This is a genomic window from Rhodococcus sp. OAS809 (assembly GCF_040546695.1).
GTDB classification, from domain to species: Bacteria; Actinomycetota; Actinomycetes; order Mycobacteriales; family Mycobacteriaceae; genus Rhodococcus_F; species Rhodococcus_F qingshengii.
Genome location: NZ_JBEPOI010000001.1, coordinates 238,872 through 259,541 on the forward strand (window position 1 = coordinate 238,872; position 20,670 = coordinate 259,541).

At 60.4% G+C, this 20,670-nt stretch carries 19 protein-coding genes; 4 read left to right on the forward strand and 15 right to left on the reverse strand.

Going from position 1 to position 20,670, the window contains the following annotated elements:
- Positions 1 to 361 precede the first annotated feature (361 nt).
- The 12 genes from ABIE52_RS01140 to ABIE52_RS01195 form a co-directional block, all read right to left on the reverse strand.
- Positions 362 to 808: a hypothetical protein gene (locus tag ABIE52_RS01140; RefSeq protein WP_192713085.1), complete on the reverse strand. Its 447-nt coding sequence runs from the start codon at positions 806 to 808 to the stop codon at positions 362 to 364.
- Positions 809 to 1,070: 262 nt separating this feature from the next.
- The gene (locus ABIE52_RS01145) at positions 1,071 to 1,658 is read right to left on the reverse strand and encodes a hemerythrin domain-containing protein (RefSeq protein WP_192713084.1); all 588 of its coding nucleotides are present in this window, start codon (positions 1,656 to 1,658) and stop codon (positions 1,071 to 1,073) included.
- 74 nt (positions 1,659 to 1,732) lie between these two features.
- On the reverse strand, positions 1,733 to 2,623 hold the full coding sequence (locus ABIE52_RS01150) for a manganese catalase family protein (RefSeq protein ID WP_192713083.1): 891 nt from the start codon (positions 2,621 to 2,623) through the stop codon (positions 1,733 to 1,735).
- A 928-nt stretch (positions 2,624 to 3,551) separates the two neighbouring features.
- On the reverse strand, positions 3,552 to 3,968 hold the full coding sequence (locus tag ABIE52_RS33980; RefSeq protein WP_502944847.1) for a cold shock domain-containing protein: 417 nt from the start codon (positions 3,966 to 3,968) through the stop codon (positions 3,552 to 3,554).
- On the reverse strand, positions 3,965 to 4,423 hold the full coding sequence (locus tag ABIE52_RS01160; protein ID WP_192713082.1) for an SPW repeat protein: 459 nt from the start codon (positions 4,421 to 4,423) through the stop codon (positions 3,965 to 3,967). The genes ABIE52_RS33980 and ABIE52_RS01160 overlap by 4 nt, the downstream gene beginning before the upstream one ends.
- Positions 4,424 to 4,603: 180 nt before the next feature.
- Positions 4,604 to 5,773, reverse strand: a complete 1,170-nt coding sequence (locus tag ABIE52_RS01165; RefSeq protein WP_192713081.1) for a zinc-dependent alcohol dehydrogenase — start codon at positions 5,771 to 5,773, stop codon at positions 4,604 to 4,606.
- Between the two features lie 15 nt (positions 5,774 to 5,788).
- A complete protein-coding gene (locus ABIE52_RS01170; protein WP_192713080.1) occupies positions 5,789 to 6,319 on the reverse strand; it encodes a hypothetical protein in 531 nt (176 codons plus the stop codon).
- A 633-nt stretch (positions 6,320 to 6,952) separates the two neighbouring features.
- Positions 6,953 to 7,120 carry a hypothetical protein gene (locus ABIE52_RS01175; RefSeq protein ID WP_157902093.1) on the reverse strand — a complete coding sequence of 56 codons (168 nt, stop codon included), beginning with the start codon at positions 7,118 to 7,120 and terminating at the stop codon, positions 6,953 to 6,955.
- Between the two features lie 277 nt (positions 7,121 to 7,397).
- The gene (locus ABIE52_RS01180; RefSeq protein WP_192713079.1) at positions 7,398 to 8,471 is read right to left on the reverse strand and encodes a beta-ketoacyl-ACP synthase III; all 1,074 of its coding nucleotides are present in this window, start codon (positions 8,469 to 8,471) and stop codon (positions 7,398 to 7,400) included.
- 2,125 nt (positions 8,472 to 10,596) lie between these two features.
- Positions 10,597 to 11,370, reverse strand: a complete 774-nt coding sequence (locus tag ABIE52_RS01185; RefSeq protein ID WP_354541395.1) for an ANTAR domain-containing protein — start codon at positions 11,368 to 11,370, stop codon at positions 10,597 to 10,599.
- A 1,435-nt stretch (positions 11,371 to 12,805) separates the two neighbouring features.
- A complete protein-coding gene (locus ABIE52_RS01190) occupies positions 12,806 to 13,504 on the reverse strand; it encodes a hypothetical protein (protein ID WP_192713077.1) in 699 nt (232 codons plus the stop codon).
- Positions 13,505 to 13,562: 58 nt separating this feature from the next.
- The gene (locus ABIE52_RS01195) at positions 13,563 to 14,354 is read right to left on the reverse strand and encodes a GAF and ANTAR domain-containing protein (protein WP_354541396.1); all 792 of its coding nucleotides are present in this window, start codon (positions 14,352 to 14,354) and stop codon (positions 13,563 to 13,565) included.
- Positions 14,355 to 14,620: 266 nt separating this feature from the next.
- On the opposite strand from ABIE52_RS01195, the gene ABIE52_RS01200 reads away from it, so the two are divergent.
- On the forward strand, positions 14,621 to 15,247 hold the full coding sequence (locus ABIE52_RS01200) for a GAF and ANTAR domain-containing protein (RefSeq protein WP_241896149.1): 627 nt from the start codon (positions 14,621 to 14,623) through the stop codon (positions 15,245 to 15,247).
- A 349-nt stretch (positions 15,248 to 15,596) separates the two neighbouring features.
- Here the strand turns inward: ABIE52_RS01200 and ABIE52_RS01205 are convergent, their stop codons facing one another.
- A complete protein-coding gene (locus ABIE52_RS01205; RefSeq protein ID WP_192713074.1) occupies positions 15,597 to 16,352 on the reverse strand; it encodes an ANTAR domain-containing response regulator in 756 nt (251 codons plus the stop codon).
- A 1,013-nt stretch (positions 16,353 to 17,365) separates the two neighbouring features.
- Here ABIE52_RS01205 and ABIE52_RS01210 point away from each other — a divergent pair.
- From ABIE52_RS01210 to ABIE52_RS01220, 3 genes are all read left to right on the forward strand, one after another.
- The gene (locus tag ABIE52_RS01210; protein ID WP_192713073.1) at positions 17,366 to 17,827 is read left to right on the forward strand and encodes an Hsp20/alpha crystallin family protein; all 462 of its coding nucleotides are present in this window, start codon (positions 17,366 to 17,368) and stop codon (positions 17,825 to 17,827) included.
- 171 nt (positions 17,828 to 17,998) lie between these two features.
- Positions 17,999 to 18,346: a hypothetical protein gene (locus ABIE52_RS01215; RefSeq protein WP_080910747.1), complete on the forward strand. Its 348-nt coding sequence runs from the start codon at positions 17,999 to 18,001 to the stop codon at positions 18,344 to 18,346.
- 281 nt (positions 18,347 to 18,627) lie between these two features.
- Positions 18,628 to 18,927 (forward strand): hypothetical protein, encoded by a 300-nt coding sequence (locus ABIE52_RS01220; protein ID WP_080910746.1) that lies wholly within the window; start codon positions 18,628 to 18,630, stop codon positions 18,925 to 18,927.
- 332 nt (positions 18,928 to 19,259) lie between these two features.
- Here ABIE52_RS01220 and ABIE52_RS01225 read toward each other — a convergent pair whose 3' ends face one another.
- Both ABIE52_RS01225 and ABIE52_RS01230 read right to left on the reverse strand, forming a co-directional pair.
- Complete coding sequence (locus tag ABIE52_RS01225) at positions 19,260 to 20,123, reverse strand: phytanoyl-CoA dioxygenase family protein (protein ID WP_080910745.1); 864 nt, start codon at positions 20,121 to 20,123, stop codon at positions 19,260 to 19,262.
- Between the two features lie 242 nt (positions 20,124 to 20,365).
- Positions 20,366 to 20,668 carry a hypothetical protein gene (locus tag ABIE52_RS01230; protein WP_080910744.1) on the reverse strand — a complete coding sequence of 101 codons (303 nt, stop codon included), beginning with the start codon at positions 20,666 to 20,668 and terminating at the stop codon, positions 20,366 to 20,368.
- Positions 20,669 to 20,670 lie beyond the last annotated feature (2 nt).

Below are 20,670 nucleotides of genomic sequence, written 5' to 3' on the forward strand. Positions count from 1 at the left end.
CTTCCGATGCCACGCGGCTTCGAAGCCACACGGGCAATGAAGGCACGGCTAGGATCGTCCGCCGGACCGTGCCTCGATTCCTGCTCTTTTGTCGTGATACCTATCCGTCCGGCGGTGCCCCTTTTTCTTACGACGTCCAAGTGGCTACCCCCGAGACGGGGTCTAGTCAGGGGTCGAGCGTCTCGGCGGCACGCGCGCAACCGGGTTCAGCCCCTGGACCTGCCGTCTGGATGATTCTGATCAGCGTCGTAGGTTCACGTCGATGGGAACAAATACTGACTGGCGACGAGTGGGCGGGGCTGAGCGGCCGAGTGCCGACACCGCGACGTCTGAGCAACCGTCTGGCTGGCTTTCACGACCTTTACCGCCGGTGGTGATCTCGGTGTAGATCGTCTCCCCCACCCCCGAGCATCTCGTCGAGGAACTCACGCACCACGGCCGACGCCTCCGCCACATGTACACCGGCGAACATAAGGAGCTTGTGGTGGTCACCGTGGACGGCAGCAGCAAGCGCGCAGACCGGACACCAAACGCAGGCGCTGGGCGTGGGTAGTTCGTCAGGAGTCGATGACCTACCCGCGCGCTCCGGTCCTTCGGTGAACGTGGCAAGAATCGGCTCGATCCGGGTGAGAGCAGTATTTGCCAGCTTCATCAGCTCTTGCAGGAACGTGGCGGGATCGTCCCAGTTGACGCGATGGTGCCCCTGTCCCCTATGTTCTTTCAACGCGGCTCCTCCGTTGGAGTGGTCTGGTAAGTCCGGGGTGTCGCTACAACCGTCGGCAATGACGCAAGCCGGAGATGACGTCATAGGGCGATCCCGCCCAATACCTAGCAGCACGTGACAAGCCGCGAAGCCGTGTACCCGAAACTTTTCCATCCTGGTGACACTTGTTTTTCCGACGACATCCGGGGCATCGACGGTGAAACGCGCGCCTCGACAACGATCTATTCGGCTGCGACTTGGCAGCCGGGACGCTGCCGTGCATCGTCCACACGCCCCTCGCGCGAGCCCAGCCTCCACTGAAGCCCCGGCCGCACCGTCAACGTGCGAAAACTCAAGACACGGAAGGTCAATTCGGTGGGGCTTGCGGCGGCTTCTTGGCATCACGGCCGCTGACTTTGTCACGAACCTTGTCCACCGCAGCAGCAGCCATCCCCATAGTGTTGAGCACAGCAGGATCCGAAGGGGTCCCCGGATGCGGTCGGGTCGGGGCCATCGGCTTCGCCCGCGCCATCTTCTCCCCCAACGCCTCGAGATCCGCCGGGGTCATCGCCTCCCGCAGCCGCGGCCACACCTGCTCCTGCTCGAACTCGATGTGCTCGCGTGCAGCCTCGACAAAGCGGGCCAGAGCCTCCTCGAACACTGCATCGCCCGCCTCACCGTCCTCGAGCATCTGCAGGATACGTTTGGCCGCGTCCTCCTGCGCAACACCGTGGTCAGCGAGCTCGTCGCCGCCCTCCACTGTCCGGCGCACTGCCGGCCAGAAGAACTGCTCCTCCACTGCCTCGTGCTGAGATTCGGCGATCACCAGCGTGGTCACCATGTCGTTGCGGGCACCGAGCCCCACGCCCTCCCCGGCGCGCGGAACCTCATCGAGTGCCTCGAGCATGCCGAGCACACTTTCGTGATCAGCGCGAAGGAACGCCAACGCATCCATCTACCTCACCTCCCGAAACTGCCCGCCACACAGAATTTCGATCAAACATGACACTGCACACGAGGACATGGCGATCACACGGTCCCAGCATGCTGTTCGTGCGTGAACGGCTTACTACCCGACACTGCCGGCGCCCCCTCAGGATTGAGCTCACCACCCCGATTCACCGACTCTTCTCCCCCCAGCCACTGCTCGGTCGGCTTCTCGACATACCGCCACTGCATTCCCTCCGGCCACGGCCCCTGCCCCTCGTTCCACGGGCCACGCGTCGACTGACCGTCAGACATGTTGAACGCAACATTCTGAAACCGATCGTCACCAGGAAGTTTGCCGGGCGGAAAGTTCACCGGCAGCTCGTTGAGCGCCGCGGTGAACTGCTGATAGTGCGCCACCTCCCGGGTCATCAGAAACGTCAACGTGTCCTGCACCCCCGGATCATCGGTGAACTGCTTGAGATATTCGTAGACGATCTTCGCCCGGGACTCCGCCGCCAAATTGCTCCGAATATCCACCGACGGTTCACCGTTGGCGTTGACAAACGTCCCCGACCACGGCACACCCGCCGAATTGACGACATCCGGGCCACCACCACTCAACGTGAAAAACAGCGGCGAGACCGCCGCCTGATGAATCACCTGCTCACGTCCGTCGGAGGTCGCGATCGCCGGCATCCAGTCACACCGTTCGTTGGCTTCCTTCAGGTCATCGTTGAGCCCGTCGAGAAGCATCGTGATCATCGACCCCACAATCTCGAGATGAGAAAACTCCTCCGTCGCGATATCCATGAACAGGTCGTACATCTTCGGGTTCTTGCGACGCAGCGTAAAGGCTTGCGTGAAGTACTGCATCGCCGCCTTCAGTTCACCGTTCTCGCCTCCGAACTGCTCCTGCAGCAATGTAGCGAAACGAGGATCCGGGCCACTGACACGCACATCGAACTGCAAATCCTTGTTGTGAACAAACATCTTTCACTCCCAACGCGAGTAGATACACGACTCCGAGCGGCTACCCACACACATGAGGGACAAACCCGCCAGCACACCAACCGACACTCCCTCCGTCACATTTGATCACCGCTCCACCGAAGGAGAACCCTTCACATCGGATCCCGCGTGGCGTCGATCAGCCATCGCCAAACAGGGGCACCAACACCGTGCACCGCAGATCCCGCCACCCGACCGACAACGAACCTCGAACAACCCTGCAGGACATCTCAGCGCAACCTGCGCAGCTTCGAGGTTGTTCCAAGTCGTTGGTAGACAAGTATTCCCGGGTCACGTCGTAGGTTTGTTCGGAGGCGACGGCACGGTTCGATTGCGGGACTACGGCCGCACACGGAGGGTGCTGTGCCGCGCGTGTTGTCGGGGTTGCTACCGCGTCGAACCTCATGATCGATCTGATGTATGCACCATCGGGGTAGATACTGGAAAGACACGTCGCCGACGCAGTCACCGCTGCCAGTGGTGCCTCGGCTTGGGTGTGAGACGAGACGAGGCCGTCATCGGAATGACGAACTTCGCTGCGCACCAATGGCGAATCGCTTCCGGGCACCGGTCGCGTTATCTCCGCGCCCATCTTGATTCGAGGTCTGACCGCGATAGCCCACAGTGCCGGAGCATCGCGGGCGTGCGAAGTCCGCGCACTGAAGGAATGCCTTGGCGCCCAATCAGTTCGGTTCTAAAAAGGACCAGGTGAGCTTTTCGGCGCAACCTATCGCCCAACCGAGGTAGGAAGAAACTGATTTTTTTCCGAGCCGCGATTCGCAACAATGCCGCCCCCTCGGGAGTTAGTGAGATGTCAGGGGGGATCGACGCGAATCGTCCGTTCGAATCTATTCAGTTCTGACGCTATGTGATTCGCTCTGTCGCTGTGTCGGCATCGCCGTCGGGGTAGTCAGTTTGTGCTGCCTCGGTGCGGTACGTCACTCGTGTTTTCGCCCAGATGGCGTACGGTTGCTGCCTTACCTGCCGCGGAAGGGGGAAAATATCTGAGCGGCCTCATCCGGTGCGGATGACGACTGTGACCTGACCCGGCGACATCTGCGATGCGGACATTGCGTGCCTGCGGTGGGTACACGGACCGATCATGTTCGTACGTGACGACGTCACCGTCTTGCAGGGAATGGTAGATACCGCTTCCCGCAATCTCGGTGAAGTGCACGAAGACGCTCGGGCCACCTTCGTCGGGCAGAATGAACCCGAATCCGTGTTCGAAGTTGAACCACTCGACGAGACCACGCTTCACTTCTCTGGCACGTAAATCGCCCGTACAGGACCCTTCTGTGCCAGAGATTCTCGTATCGACGGTCATCTCGGTTCCTCTCCCGGGCCGCGTCGCTGACGACCGCGGCCCATACCAAGCGCGGCGGTAGCGAGTCCTAGAACGCAGACGAGTGCTCCTACAACCACATTCGACCAGATCAGGGAAGTGCTCGTAGCGACGCCCGCAACAAGCCACGGAGAGACAATCAGCCAGATCCCGAGTAGTGGGACAACGAATGTCATGCCGTGGGTGCGGCCGTACGCGGATCCGAACGCCACTGCCAGCAATCCGATCGCAGCACCACATATCAAGTTCGTGGCGGTCAGATTGGTTTGTGCGGTGAAGCCGATGATCCATGCGGACGCCGCTGCGTAGAGTCCAGAGAGCAACATCAGCCCCTCCACCATCTGAGTGGTTGGTTGTTGGGCCGCTCGGTCGTAGCGCTCCCGCATTGCCATGATGTCGGGGTGAGTGTGCATTGGAGCGTGGATTGATGATGACATGGGAATTCAACTCCTCGACGAAGCGGAAGGCGCTGCCCCTTCCGATCCGTATGTGCGTTTCTGGGGCACAGGCACTTTCGGAACCGATGAGTGCCCTGAGCCATCAGACACGTACCCAGTCCTCCGTTGATCAATGCGCTATCGGCGAAAAAATCGAGAAGTATTCGGTGTGCGCTGGAGTCACGGTCGAAAGACGGCACGCACGCATCCGTCCTTTTTCTCCTTGAACAGTTCGTAACCGCGGACGGCATCGGCGAGTGGCATGTCATGGGTGATCAAGACTGACGGGTCGAGGTCTCCTTGCAGTACGTAATCGAACATGCGCGGCATATATCGCTGCCCATGTTGTTGCGCCGAACGCAATGTCAGACTCTTGTTCGTGATCAGACCCATCGGAAACTTGTCGGTGAGGCCGTAAACGCCGAGGACCGACACGACGCCGCCCTTCCTGCACGCGAGAACAGCTTGGCGGAGCGAAGTAGCGCGGTCGGTTTCCAGGCGCAGCAGTTGTTTGGCCCGGTCGTAAAGTTGTTGAATCCCTGTACCGTGGCCTTCCATACCCACAGCGTCGATGCACGAGTCGGGGCCGCGTCCACCCGTCGCTTCACGTAAGGCCTCCTGCACACTGTCGACACGCGAGTAGTCGATAGTTTCGGCACCAACGACGTTGCGCGCCAGCTGAAGCCGCTCTGGAAACCGGTCGATGACAATTACGCGTTCTGCACCGAGCAGACGCGCACTATGGGCGGCCATCACTCCGACACCGCCGCTACCCCAGACGGCAACGGTGTCACCGGGCGAGATATCACAGAATTCCGCACCCATCAGTCCTGTGGGAACTGCGTCCGAAAGGAACAACGCCTGCTCGTCGGTGATGCCCTCCGGAACTGCAAAACAATTGACATCACCGAACGGTACGCGGATGTATTCGGCATGGGACCCTTGGTATCCGCCGAATGGGTGTGTGTAGCCGTAGATTCCGCCAGTGGGATAGCCGAAGACCGGTTGCTGTAACTCGGCATTGGGATTGGTGGTATCGCACACCGAATACAAGTCGCGGTCGCAGTACCAGCACGATTTACAGCCGATGAACGAGGGCACGACGACGCGGGCACCGACGCTTGTCTGCGTCACCTCCGAGCCTGTCTCGATTACCTCACCCATGAACTCGTGTCCGAAGACGTCGCCTTCCTTCATTCCCGGCAGGTAGCCATTGATGAAGTGCAGATCGGATCCACAAGTCGTGGTAAGCCGCACTTGGACAATGACGTCGTGGGGATTGGTTATCCGCGGATCGTCCACCGTTTCCACGGCGAGATCGTTGACCCCGTTCCAGCACAGTGCGCGCATGAAGACCTCCTCCGATCAGTGAGCACCTTTGCGGGCACTTGGATTGTTGGAGAGCGTGGGGGCCTCGCCGGTCTGTAACAGCGCGCGGGCTCGATAGAGCACTTTGAACAGCACTGTTTGGGTGAATAGGTCCGGAAACGGCGTGGCGGCCTTCAGGGTGACTTCTGTGCCCATATCAACTGGAGCCGAGCGATACCTGACGACCACGGTAGCGTCGTTACTACTGTCCGAGTTCGCGTCATCACCACTGACCGCGACGAACCGTAACTCGCCGTCAGCGGTGTGAAGTCGCGTACGCCACGTGTGTACCTCACCGGCGCCGATTGACAGCGTCCACACGAAGATTTCGTTCTCAGGCGAGCTGACAGTTGCAACATCGCCAAAGACCTGCGACAGCCTCTCGGGATCTCGCCAGAATCTTTCCATGTCGTCGCTGCCGACGCTGATGGTCACGGTCTGCGAGCTCATACCTCTGCGCCCACCGTGCCTGAGACCCTTGACCACACGCGCGTCAAGTTGTTTCCTCACGTTGTAGAGAATGCCCATCGCCCCTCCCATAGCGGACTGCGTCCCATTGTTCGGCAGTACCCGATCGCCGGTAATGAAAACGGCATCATCTGCCCTGTCGGCACGCCGTCGTATCCGGACTGAGAGGGGCCATGAGGATGGTTCGTGTCCACTGGACGCCACCCACTTATCGTCCCCCAGACGCGAACATCGCGGCTCTGATGTCCCGGCCACCCGCTCTGCACGTGACCGGACCGATCGACAGAAAAGATCTCGACCACGTGGACTACGAAATCCTGCACGAGCGTGAACACATCTAGGAATCGATCATCACACCCGTTCAGCGAACCCGCCCGTGAGACGCCTTCGCCGTACGCCGCCCCTTCTCACATTGCGTCGTCGTACCGCCATCGTCGCTCATGGGCCCACCAATTCGAGCGTTGCGCGAACAGGCGATTGAGTGGCTCCACAGATCTGAACGCGGCATAGATGTGGAACCCCAACCGTCCGATGCCGGCCGGGTTCCACGGGGTGAGACGTCCCCGTGTTGAGCACACAGCACGGGGACCCATTTTCCGCGCCGGGCTCCTTGTTCGACCCCGCGCCTACACCCTGAAACAGTCCGTTAGGTTTGACGTGCGGAGTATGTGAACCGTTACCACCGAATCACTTTCAGCGCTGCGCGATCACGCGGAGCGTCGAACGCGACCAGATCTCCGCCCAAGCTCGGCGCACTCGACGTCGTAGGCGGAAACCCTGACCGGACGCTCCGACGGTCCCCCTCACACCGGCGGCATGCACCGTCTTTCCACCCGCCACGGACGTCGAAACCTTCCTCACCGGTGACCGATAGTCCACCTGTGAGCCAGAACCAGCCCCTCCGACTTGACCCCAGCCGACGCGGTCGTCGCCTACGCGTCAATCGGCGGGCGTCACCCGAACAAGTTCACTCCACCATCTAACGCCTGAACACCAGACCTTGACGCCGCCAAGAAATTGTTCACCGTCGTAGTTGTGTGCGTCGGCCCGGTCCCAGCTGGTTTCTTGTTGGGCCACCGCGAGGACGGCGGGCATAAGACCCTCGACGGGTCGTAGCCGGATCGCCGAATCTGCTGGATTACGCCAAAGGTGGTAGGCGAACGACTTGTCCCGCATAAGCCAGGCCGGCACCGAATCCGAGCAGCAGCGCCATGTCGCCGTGTCGGGCCTCGCCGGAACGGAGAAGCTGTTCCATGGCCATCGGAATCGATGCTGCGCTGGTATTTCCGCTTTCGGTGATGTCGCGGGCAACTGCGACGGTGTCGGGCAGTCCCAGCGTTCGTACGAGCGCGTCGGTGATGCGACTGTTGGCTTGGTGTGGAACGAACGCGTCGAGGTCGTGGGCCGTGATTCCAGCTTTGTCCAGTGCGTCGCGGCAGGCCTTCTCCAAAAAGGTTATTGCCCAGCGAAATACAGCCTGGCCGTTCATTCGGATGTACGGTCGTTCACTGCGTTCGCCGGATTGCTCGGCCGCAGCGACCTCGGCGAAGTACTGGGTGAAGTCCTTGTCCTGCTTGATTGCAGAGGTCTGGCTTCCATCCGATCCCCAAGCGACCGGGCCGATACCTTCGGACTCGGACGGGCCGACCACGACTGCTCCAGCCCCGTCCGCGAAAATGAAGGCACAGGTTCGGTCGGTCGGATCGAGCAGATCGGAAAGCCGTTCCACGCCGATCACCAGAACATGGCGTGCCTGACCCGCGCGGACGAGGGCTGCGGCGTTGCCGAGCGCGTAGCAAAAACCTGCACAACCGGCTGAGACGTCGAACGCTGCGGTGTCGTGCAATCCTAATTCGGTCGCCACGACCGCGCCTGCGGATGGCCCCAGCACCATTTGCGACGATGTCGCCAGTACGACTGCATCGATCTGTTCGGCGGCGATACCGGCGGCGGCGAGAGCGCTGCGAGCGGCGCTGACGCTCATCGTCACGATTGTTTCGTCCGGTTCCGCCCACCCCCGCGCAGCAATTCCCGAACGGGTGCGGATCCATTCGTCGGAAGAGTCGATACGATCGACGATTTCGGAATTGGGGACACTGCGTCGGGGCCGGTAGACGCCCAGCCCCAGGAGGGCTGTGTGAGCAACGGAAGGCGCTGTGGAAATGAGCACGGAATCCTCTCCGGGGGACCTGACGGTCCACGTCTCCTGCATCTAACATCAACAGAACTGCACACACAAACGCACGCGCCGCCAATACCCTCTTGTTGGGGGCACAAGCTCGCGCTCACAGCCCTTACCAATGGGCAACTCGACCTTTTGAGTAGGCGCCGGGACGTCAACTTTGAGTTGGTCTCGGAACATCAAGCACCGCTATATCGTTCGAATTGCCAACCCGCGTACTACCGCACGACTGAGGACGGCGCCACGACAGTTCTCGTGGACATTTCCTCCGGCCATTGGCGGCGGATGCACTTCCCTTACCGCATGAACGTCGGCATGCGGCCCGGTATCGCCCACAGTTTTGAGTCCAATTCCTGCGTGATCGTGAATTCGTTCAGTCGAATGACGAGGTCACGATCAGCAGACACACGGGTTACCAACCTGAAGCCTCCATCGAAGCAAAGACCCGGGAGCGGGCGCACCCGTGGATCGTATTCCAGCACCGAATCGAATTCGCGAAGTATGTCGTAGAAATCTCGCAACGCACCGAGTTCGCATCTGGACATGCCGACGCCGCCTGTTGCGATGAACCGAACATGACTGCGCACACTACGAGCCGGAAAAGAATTGAGATGCTCCCGTTGGACGACCCAGGGAAGAGGACTCTTGCCGTCGATCTCCGCACGAAAAAGAGTGCCTGTGACACGAGACCGTGGTGTTGACGGTAGCGATGGACGGGGTCGAGGTGCAGTCATTGCGGTTTCGCAGCCATAGTTTGTCAACGGTTCGATTTGAGCTGGTTCGTCTTGAGTTCACAAAGCATTCTGTGCCCTGCCGGCGCCGAACACCGCTCCGTACCAGAAGCCTACTGTGCGAGTACGTGACGTCCACCACGATCAGTGTCACTGCCGCGATTCCTTGATCGGCGACGTCGTGTAAGTAGGCCGCCGCCCATACCCAACTCAAAAAGAAAGTACGTCCCCTTCCGGTGCCCGCGAACCCAGCAGGTAAGTACGTGGCCCTCAGCAGCGGAAGGCACATCCCACCGATCACGCTCTCCTGCAACGAAATCTCTGCACACGTGAGATCGATCCCCGAACCGTCAGGCACCGGTTCCACCAGTAAGGTCCACGCGCTCACGAACGTCCTCGTGAACGCAAGAGTCCGGTCCTGAGACCGCGTTCAGTTCGTGGATGAACCGAACGAAAGAGTCGGAATCTACCGACGGGACTATCGACTTGCGACCTGCGGGTATCGACGAATCAACTGATCGTGCACGATCTTCAGCCTATGTCTCACCGTCATGAAACCTCCGCCGGAATCGCCTTCGCGAGCACCATGCGCCTGCACGATCGCTCAGGGAAGTGCCATCAACGAATCTCGGTCGGCAGAATTTCGGCACTCGCAATCTGTAGAGCCTCTCGACCCGCAAACTTCGGCTCACCATCAACGGGCGGTTACGCGCTGGAAGGGGTGCACGAATGCAACCAGGAATCCCGCCAACCGTCGGTCAAACCCCGCCGTTTAAAACCTCTCGCGCCGGCGGTGTGGACCTGCACCGTCAACACCAACAGCCACCGAACGACGACGTGTGCTCGTCAGTCTCGATCGACTCCTCACGCACCACCACCGACCCGCCGAGCGCGTCGAAATGTAGCACTGAGCTCACGGGGTCATGTCGGACCCACACGGCCACGGACAGTGGATGCCCCGGGCGGAAAATGTATGAAACCAACTCGATCTGCCCCGGTCTCTCCAGGTCGCGGACATCAGACACAGCCGCCCGAATCCGTGGCCCCGACACCTCCGCCGCTGCGAACGCCGTCTCGCCCGCATGCAGGTCAGTCATCGAATCCATGTCCTGCACCGCACCCTCGCGTACTCAGTAGAGATGACGCAGACCATCGGCGGCCACGGCCTCGACGGAAATGAGGTTTGCGGTGACGTCAACGCGCCGAATCGGCAATTCGCCGAGAGTCGAGTCCGGTCGCTTAGGTGGTGGTCTTTCAATTTCGGCTCAATCCTGCGCAGGCACAGCCTCGTTCAGGCTAGACCCTCGCACGCGTCGCGCGTCTGCGCCGGAAGATCCATTGATGAACTACCACGCGGTTTCTCGGATGGCATCGGGTAACACCCCAGTTTCCGAGTGCTCAGGGCAGTTGCGTCGTTGCCTGGGTCATCGCTTTGGGAGGGTGTCGACTATCTCGGTAGCCACGGACGCGAGTCGGACGTTCAGGCGCTGAGACTGCTGCACGAGCAGCTCGAACGCGCGATCCTCCCCAATCCCGTGCAGCACCATCAACATTCCTTTCGCCCGTTCGATCACTCCCCGCGTCCGCATCGCGGCCTGCATGCCTTCGACCTCGCTCCTCCACATCTCCGCACGACGCGCATTCCACACCGCACCTTCGACCGCAGCCACGAACACTTGCAACAGCACCTCGTCGGTCTCGCTGAACCCACGATCGCCCAACCCGTACAGATTCAGCGCTCCCACCTCGGACTCTCCGGTGAGCAACGGGACAGACAAGTAACTCGCCACGCCCATCCCCGCAACCTTTGCCGCGAATGCGGGCCATCGCTGCTCTGCATCCTCGATCCGCGCCCGCACTACCTTGCCAGTGCGCGCAGCTTCCAGGCACGGGCCTTCGTTCGCCCGGTATTGATGGGCTTCGACATCGAAAGCACGCTCTTCCGTACACGCGATTGTCTCCGGCTGCTTACCAGGGGCCGGCAGGATCGTCACCGCAGCCATGTCCGCGGCTAGCATTGTCGCCACGATCTGCTGGCACACCGATTGCAAAAAAACCGACAGTTGCATAGGCGTCCGCAGTAACGCCCCGAAACGCTCGAGCGCGGTAGCGATGTCGGCGGAATCGTAATCCAGCGACGCTCCGCCAGAGAGCGAAAAAGACCCGACACATGCAACAGAGGGGTCGTTCCGGTTCATCGTGGTCCTGTCTCGCAGGTACCATCCTGCGCGCACTCCAAAGGTGGCGGCGCTGGCTTCACCGTGGCTGCGATTTTACCGCCCACGGATGGATACGACGAAACCTGGTCCCTACTTAAACCATTCGAATAGTCAGCTCGCGTCCACCTGGAAATATTTGTCCACGACGATGCCGCGGGTGAGATCTGTGATGAGATGTTGCGACGAGAATGCTTCGGCGCGCACCGGATCAGCGTCTCCTCACACCGATCCCCACCGCGTCACCGGCGCAACGCCGCGACTTGAACATTCCCACTGCGAACCACGGCATCGCCCGGTCGCGAAATCAAGTCATGTGCCGGATCGAGTTCGGCCAATGCCGCGCCCTCGGTCGAGTCTGCATAAAGTCGGTGCTGGATCCTTGCCCCGCTCCGGGGTCCACAGGCGCCCCCTGTATTTCAAGCACATCAGTCCTCGCTTGCTCCCGCTCTCTCGATGTCTTGGCCACCGCAGACGGCCGCCGGATCGTCCTCCGAGTCGTCGATCGGCCGGTCACTGTGCATATAGCGACCGTGGACTGGCTCACCACGGTACGGGCACGCCGAAGCGCTTGGCGGTCCGGCAGCGTTGCACCCCAGCCTTTTCCAAGATGTCGTCGCAACTGCGATACGGTGGGCCAACGTGCCGATGTCGCGGTCCGCTGGTGGCATCGACCGAACCGTTGACGACCTCCACATCGCACTGCCCGCTCTCAGCGAGCTCACCGGGTAGGTAGCTAAGGCGGGGGCATAGTCGCCAAATACTCGCGGTATGAAGGGATGTGGGCCCGTCATAGTCGAGAAGGTCCCCGCGGAGAAGGCGCCGCTGGCGCCGTTGACGTCCCATGGTCGGTGCGTAAGTCGAGAGGACTGTCGACCGGGGCGAGCTAGATGTGTCGACTTGGATGAGCTCTTCTCCACTGAAGCCGTGTTCGCAGTGAAAAATTGAACGAAGTCATCCACGTAGTGGTCTCGCCGCGCGGTCCCGACTGGCTACGATCGCGCGAAACGTCGTCGGTATCGACTTCAAACCCGCCACACGAACATTGACCTAGATCCCTGAATATCTGCCGGACTCATCGAAAGCGCTGTCGTGCAACGTGTTCCTTTTGAATCTCATACTCATATCGCTCTCCGAGCGAGGGAGCGGATTGACGGTTCGGTGATGCGCGGGATATACCGTTGATGCGCTCGTTGGCCTCCCACTCGACTCACCATGCCTTGACTTTCCATTGCTTCGTTGCGACTTGGATTCGCGTGAGTGCACGCGGACGAAGTTTGTACGTGGATGTTGGCAGACAGCGGGTTCCACCGCGCCGCCAACGATACAGTTCGAGGGCCTCGTGCTGGGCCGCATTACGGAAACTGCCAAGCAGAATCGATGGAACCTTCACTGCACATACCGTGCACCACGCTCCTCACCGGTTGTGAGGGTTTGCCAACACCAACGCCGAATACGCGCCAGCGCTGATGCCTCGTCGCCGAGCATTCTCTTCGAGCCGTGCGGTTGCGAGTTCGATCGAAAGACCCTCGAGTTCGGCAATCATGCCGACCGCCTGCTCCACTTCGCCGCGGACCGTGACCAACTTCTTCACAGCCACCGCCACGTGCGAGTGACGATCTTGGCGGCTGTCCGTGGACAACGTCAGGGCAGCCAAGTCTGCCATGGACTGCCCGTACGCATTACTGCGCGTGGCACTATCCCACGAATCGCGGGTGAAAACCACGAGTGTGCCGAATGATTTGCGGCCCAATCTCATCGGGAAACAACGGCACCCACCGAGACCCCGTTCGAGCCCCGAGCGACCGAACTTCTGCCACCGCTCCCCCACGTCTGCGAAATTGTCGACCATCACAACCGCCCCGCTCTCGGCGCTGAGCGCGGCGGGGCCCGCTATAGCGAGAGTGCGGTCGGGAATAAAGTCTGCATTCGCCGACTCCACCAGCACATCGAGATAATCTGGCTCCCCGTTTCGCACGACGAGGACGCACCACACACCGCTCAGATCCTGTCTCGATCGCTCGACTATCGTCTCGAGCACACGAAGAGAATCGAAGTCGGTGGTGAGAAGATGAGTTACCTCGGCAATGCTCAATTGTATTGCGGAAGTGTTCATCCTGTGCTCCCATCTTGAAGTGCTGCTGACAAGTTGCGCGACGTCCCCAGAGGCGGTGTCATCCGTTTTCACTACCATGCGTGAAACGTGTGCGCCGATTCACGATATCTGCAGCGATCTCCCAGATCGGCCTTCCCGAGGAGTACGCGGCGGCTCGAAGCCGGGAAAGCGATTCGTCGATCGAGACACGAAGTTGGATGGCGATCATTCCGACTGCCTGATTCACTTCCGGTCGGTGAAAGGCGTTGACAAGCGTCCCGGTGTCGAAATCGCCGATCAGAGGAAGTTCGGCCAGGAGCGCCACAGCAATGGCTGCTGCGGTTGCAGTGGCCAATTCGACCTGTTCTTCGTCAAGTGGCAGCGGAGCGAGGCGATACAGTTCGAGCACGCCGAAAACGTCATTTCCACCCTTCAGCGGAAACGCGAACACGGACCCGACCCCGGCTTTGCCTGCCTCACTGGCGAATCCTGGCCAGATGTCACGGTCGTAATCGCTGGATGTGTCGTTACAGAATGTCGGACGCTGGGTGGTGAATGCGTCAACACACGGACCGTCGCCGCCGGTGAACTGGAGTTCGTCGAGGTGCTGGGCTACCGAGTCGGTCGCATACATCAGCTCACGCGATGACGCGCTGTTCAGCACCGTGACAGCCGCGCCTTGAACGTCAGTCAGATTCAGACACTGTCGACACAGGTTCGCGGTCGTGGGCAATTCGACCGCTGCGCGGCGGCCTCTCTCCCTGTCGGCGTCGTTGGGAAATTCGGGTGTGTCCTGGCTTCCTCTCGGATCCGTATTCACAGGACGCACCTCCTCAGTTGCCTTCACGGGACAGAAACGGCGCCCGGTCATCCGGTCCGGCGTAAAGTCGAGATTACCGAATAGAGGTACTTCTCAGGCGCGCGGCCGAGTCGGCCGCGTCGGTGCCACTTTTGGTTGGTGGACCACTTCCACCGCGCGGATCGGGCACGTACACCATGAACTTCGACAGTTCTCATCCGCGCGCGCGCCCGTCGGGTGCGCTCGAACGCGCGCGCGGTCGCGAGCCTAAACTCATCGATCGTCTCGAACGATCTCTCTCGACACCAGCGGGTTCGCCCGATCGGGTTGTGGAGTTGATGGCTCGATGCACGGTAGCGGCTGTGGATTTGGTTGTCGGTGTTGACCACGCCGGTGTGACAGCGTCCTTGGATAGTGAACCGTTCACCGTTGCCCCAACCGATGAACGTGTAGAGGACTTCGATCGCAAGCAATACCTTCTCGATGACGGGCCGTGTCTTTCTGCGTCGCGCACGGGACGTTCGGTACGTATGTCGGTCGAGCAATTAGGCATTCAATGGCCGGCTCTCGGTGTTGCTGCGCGTAATGCCGGTTTGACCGGTTTCCTTGCGGTACCGCTGTTCAACTCCGGATTGCCGGTCGGGTCGTTGAACATGTATTCGCATTCTGCCGTGGCGGACACGGACCGGGACCGCGATCTCGTCCTTGTCATTGCCGAGTACCTGGGAGCCGGACTCGACGCCATCGCAACAGACAATCGACTCGAACGCGCTGGCGCAGCGCTGCGCCGAGGAATCGCGTCACGCGCTGAGATCGAACGAGCGGTCGGAATTCTGATGGTGCGCCGAGACACCGATCCCGAGACCGCTTTTTCCGAATTGGAGGCTGAGGCGCGTCGCGAATCTCGGCACATACGAGACGTTGCACGTCAGACGATCATTTCGGCGGATGACGACCGCCCCTAGGGGCTTCAGATCGCGCAACCAGGACACCATGACCGGCGTTCCACGGAAGCCCCCGATGGGCGAAAGATCACCATCGTTCTGATGCGTACGATTTTTCAAGTACACGCTCGTGAGCAGTGTCCTGCGTCTGCGATCAGTCTGTTTTGAATCACGTCCGCAACTGCCCCTTCCCACAGATGAGCCGGACTGTCACGAGCAAGAGTTCCCCGCTGTTACCTGTCGATAACTTCTTCGGCGACCACGACCGCCTCTGCCGCGCCCGCGGATTTCCATGGACGAGCTGTGCCCGACGAATCGGCACTCGAACAGACAATCAGGAAAAGTACTTCGCCACAACACTCTTGGGCCATCACGTCTCGACGGTACGCACATTCGCCAACAAATCCTCTGCCACCGTCCACAGTTTCGTGTTGGTACGTTGGGATTTGTCGACCAACATTGCGAATGCCGCATCCGCATCGACACCATGCACCGCCATCAACACCCCCTTCGCCTGATCGATCACTGCCCGCGACTCGAGCGCACGCTCGAGTTGCGACGCCAGTTGCCGGGCACCCCGGTAACGTTCGGTGCTGCCGATCGCATAGCCGGCAGCGGTGGTGAACAAATTCATCAACGCCACCTCCGAACGAGCGAACCCGTCCGCACGGCTTCCGTACACGTTCACCGCCCCTGCACGCACTCCGGGCTCGAGCGGCGGCAGCGGGATCGACAGGAAACTTTCTACCCCGAACCGCCGCGCTTCCGAAGACAGGCCCGGCCACCGCTGGCTCGCCGCAACACGGTCCGCCACCACGATCTCTGCGCTCTCTGCGGCCTCGACACACGGACCTTCCCACGACCTGTACTGAAGCTCGTCCACCATGGCGACCTCGCGGGACGTCCGCGCCGCCGTCGAGGGTGTTCCTTCTTCGTCGAGGACGGTCACCCCTGCCATATCGGCATCCTCGATCAACTCCACCGCATGCTCACACAACCGCCGCAAGTACTTTTCGATGTGTTCGGCCGGATCCAGCGCCCGATACAGATCTTGTAACGCTTCGGCAGCAGCATCGAGCGGAGGAAACCAACGATCACCGCCCGCGGCGCTTCGCACGACATCCATCTCACACCTCATCCGATCCCACGAATGGCACACGACAAAAACGTGGGCAGGAACCGAATCCCGGTTCTCACCAGTGACGAATGCCCGGATACCACTCCCACAAAACTCGACAGGGATGCACAGGCCTTCGGCCACCAAAACCGAAAATGGTGGGTTCACCGGCGTCGAGGTGTGAGTGCCTGTCCGTGCAGGACGATCTTTCGAGGATGACCCCGGCGAGTGGACAGCCGGATGTTAGGTCGCCGGGATGCGTCACCGAAAACGCTTCGAGTACGTCGGACCAGAGGTATCCCGCACGCGATGAGCGCAAATGTGTTCCGTTGATGCAATCCCTGGGCGCACGGAGTGCGTTGACGAACTCATGTGATGCGCGAACCAGATTCAACACACGCCGGCCGCGTCAGCGTAGCGACATAGCGTGGTGTTCACGCCACGGGTGAGGAGCGGAGACCTAGCTGATGACACCGCATCGGAGGCAGTGGCGGGTGGCCGCGGCCAGTGTTGCGGCGTTTGGATCCGGTTGGCGGAAAGCCGATCAGGCGGCCTCGACTTCCAATGTGTCGTTGCAGTGGTTCGTCGGTGTGGGGGGCTCATGCTCTATCGTTGCACGCACCCCTCCCGGATGCTCCAGTGCGCAAACCACATTCGGTGCACTGCCTACGTTGCGGCGCCATTCCAAGGCTGGCGCTCTGGCTCACTGGGTCAGGCTCAGATTCCTGTTCTGCTGGGCAGCAACATGATTCCACTCCGGCAAGTCCGATCACGGTAGGCGTTGCTTGCGGGCCAAGTATCCGGCCACGCATCCCACTCCTGCGTCCACCAGGGTGGAGGAGAGCACCATGCGCCCGTGCCTGACCTGATGGCACGGGGGACCGTGACGGAGACCTCTCAGAATTGGCACTCTCAGTTGCAGAGTGCTAATTCGTGTGGTTATCATGTTCTCGCACAGTAAGTTCGGTCAACCGCCACAGTGGCGGTGACCTTTCTTTTCACGACATGGGAGGTGTGTTGCTGTGCTTCGTTTCGATCCTTTCACCGACATCGACGCGATCACCAAGTCCGTACTCGCCGCGGGAACCGGCAACGGACGCAGTCCACGGTTCATGCCGATGGACCTCTACAAGGTCGAGGACCAGTACGTCCTGCACGCCGATCTTCCCGGCGTCGACCCAGGATCAGTGGACGTCCGCATCGACGGCTCGACCCTGACGTTGACCGCGCACCGCACCGCCCTCTCCGAAGAGGGTGTGAGCTGGCTGGCGAGTGAGCGTTTCGCTGGAACCTTCAGACGGCAACTGTCCATCAGCGACGACATCGACGCCGAACAGATCGTCGCCTCGTACGACAACGGCGTGTTGACGGTGACGTTGCCGATCGCGGAGAAGGCTAAACCGCGGCGGATCGAGGTCTCCTCCGGACCGCCCTCACGTACCGAAACCATCGAAGCGAAACCGCAGGTGCAGGTCGAAGCCTGATCCTACTGGCCGGACAAGCGTTCCACGGTGGGGTGGGTTCCGAAGACATGCGTGCTCGGGGCTCACTCCACCGCCCTTTCGGTCCCACCCGCCGTTCGCCACCCACTTAGCCGTAGGCCGACCGGTACACCCTCCACACGAGAGAATCAGCACGAGAACCGCTTAGCTGCCATGACTGCATCAACCCTCCCTCCGCACGAACAATCCGACAACACGGCCAACACCGAATCCCGCCCGCACACCTCGCCTGATTGGTGGGATCACCACCGCCCGATCACCAGTGACGAATACAGCGACATGGCGTTGATGCTCGGCGCCCTCTCGATCCTGACGTTCTGGATGTTCGGCCTCGGCATCCTCCTTGGTGCCGCTGCCATCGGAACGGCACTGACAGCGCGCCGACCCAAGACACCCGGGCAGCACCCCAACGCCCGTCAGGGAATCGCCGGAGTCCTCACCGGCATCGCCGGTGTCGCTTTCGGCATCATCTTCCTCACCGCGGCACTCCCACACCTGTAGTGGAAAAAATAGGTGTTGTATCGCGGCAAAGTGCTCGCCCCACCAGACCCGGGTGATGATATCCATCGAAGCATTTCGAACCCTGACATGCCCAGACCCAGCTGTCGAATCCCTGCTGCGCACCACCGTAACGCGGCAAGCGCTCCCGAGGTAGCCGGATCAAACTGGTGGACTAGATGCACGAAGCATTCGCTAGGTCGAGGGCGCGAACACTCACACGACAAAGCGATGCGCACCGCTATCGGATGGTGAGTCGATCGGAGCGCATTACAGTTGCAGTCATGTCTGTGAACATCGACATCCGTTTCGGCTTGTATAGCCTCGCAGCGGAAGATGCGGCACTGGCCTACACGTTGTTCGAGCGAGCGATCAGGGAAAATCAACTCGAACGTGACGTGACCATCTTCAAACAAGAGAACGCCGACGGGACCCGCGACGTGTACGTCGTGTCGCAGCATCCCGTAATCTTCAGCGGATTCTACAAGTGGCGCTCTACCTTCGAGGAGTCATTGCAAAGCCGCGTCGCGGAGGCGATCCCACCCGCACGAGTGGCATTCGACTGGCAGTACCCCGATGAGTAGTGAGGTGGATCGAGGACCAGGACTAGACCGGCCGCTGATCGGACGAGCCCCTGACTGCAGCATCGGGGGAGAGTTGATGACCCGCTAATTCCATGTAACCGCACTACGAATCGGCTACACACGGCGCGGATCGTCTCCATTTCTCGGTGACGACAGACCCTCGGGGAGTGCCCTTCCTGACGCCGTCGGTGCGCACTGTTCTTACGTACAGCACGGCTGAGAAAACAGTCTCGGGCTAATACGGTCTGTCATCGGCTTCGCCGCCAGGAACTGTGCGCCCAACTACTACCATCCGTGCCTTTCGGCCGTGAAACCTTCTGCGCTGCAGATTACTATGGCCGAAATGCTAGGAAGTCCGGTCGCGGCTCCGACCCGGAGAACGGCTTCCCGAGTGCGTTCTCGACACTGTTGAAAACGACGAATATGTTCGCCCTCGGCGCCGGAGAAAGGTTTCCCGACGACGCATGAAGAAGGTTACTGTCGAACAGGGTCATCGACCCCGCTCCTCCAGTCAGCACCTCAATACCATGTCGGTGGTAGAGCATGGTGATCATTTCCTCCGACGGGACACCGACACGCGGGACTTCTTCGACCAAAGACTCTTCGAAGTATCGATCGGGTGTCGCGCCTGCGCATTGAAGAAATGTTCGATGCGACCCGGGCATCACCATCAAGGGCCCGTTGAAAGAGTGATTATCGGTCAATGCGATCGACGCGCTCACTGCACGGGGTGTCGACATGCCGTCCTCCGCATGCCATGTCTCAAAATCGGCATGCCAGTAGAAAGCCCCGCCGTGAAATCCGGGCTTTGAGTTCAGTCGGCTTTGGTGAACGTAGACCTCGGAACCGAGTATCTCGCGCGCGAGGTCAACCGCGCCGGACTCCTCGACTGCGGCGTGGACCACCGGACTCAAGTTCAGGATATCGAAGATCGAGCGGACCGAGGTCGATGCCTTCTCACGCACGATTCGTTTGTCGTCGATCAGGGCGGGTTCGGCGCCCAGTCGCTGGACTTCACTCAGGCATCTACTGATGGTGTCCGGATTGAGGACGCCCTCGCGCACTGTGAACCCGTCTTGCTCGACATCGCGATGTTTCAGTCGCATCTGTTGGTTCCAGACGACGGGATCGGCCCGGTCCAGTTCGGCGGAGGCGGTTGAGATTCTTGTGGGATACCCATCATTGGTGAAAGTCATCAGTTCGGTTCTGCTCCTCGTTACTCGACCCAAAACCCTGCGTGATACGCACGCCAAGATCCCGGGACACATTCCTCTCTGGACGTCACACGAGACTCATCGTCTAGAACACTGCCGTCAGACGAGCCCAAATCCATTGAAAACCAACGGCTCTTGTCGATGGGAACCACTGGCATTAGATTCCGAGTACTGACCAGCTAGCACACGCGCAGCACCGCTGTCGCTTCAGCTCGGCGGCGAACTCATCGGACCGAAAACTGGTCAGCGTCCGGAGCGCTGTCGCGTAGGGAATTGAGTTGGGTGGCGATCGAGCTACGAATCTGCTCGGCATTGATCTTGAGGTCTCCGAACGGAATCGGATCCAGTGAAACACCATCGATGACCACTTTCCCGACAATTCCGACAACCGAACCGTCCTCGCGGTAGGCAATGGCCTGACCTGCAGCAATTACCTGTTCGATCACGGAGCCCTGATCGAACCCACGACCACCGCGATATACGAGAACGTCTGCGTCCTCGTCTCGAACCGACACGAACCAGTCCACTC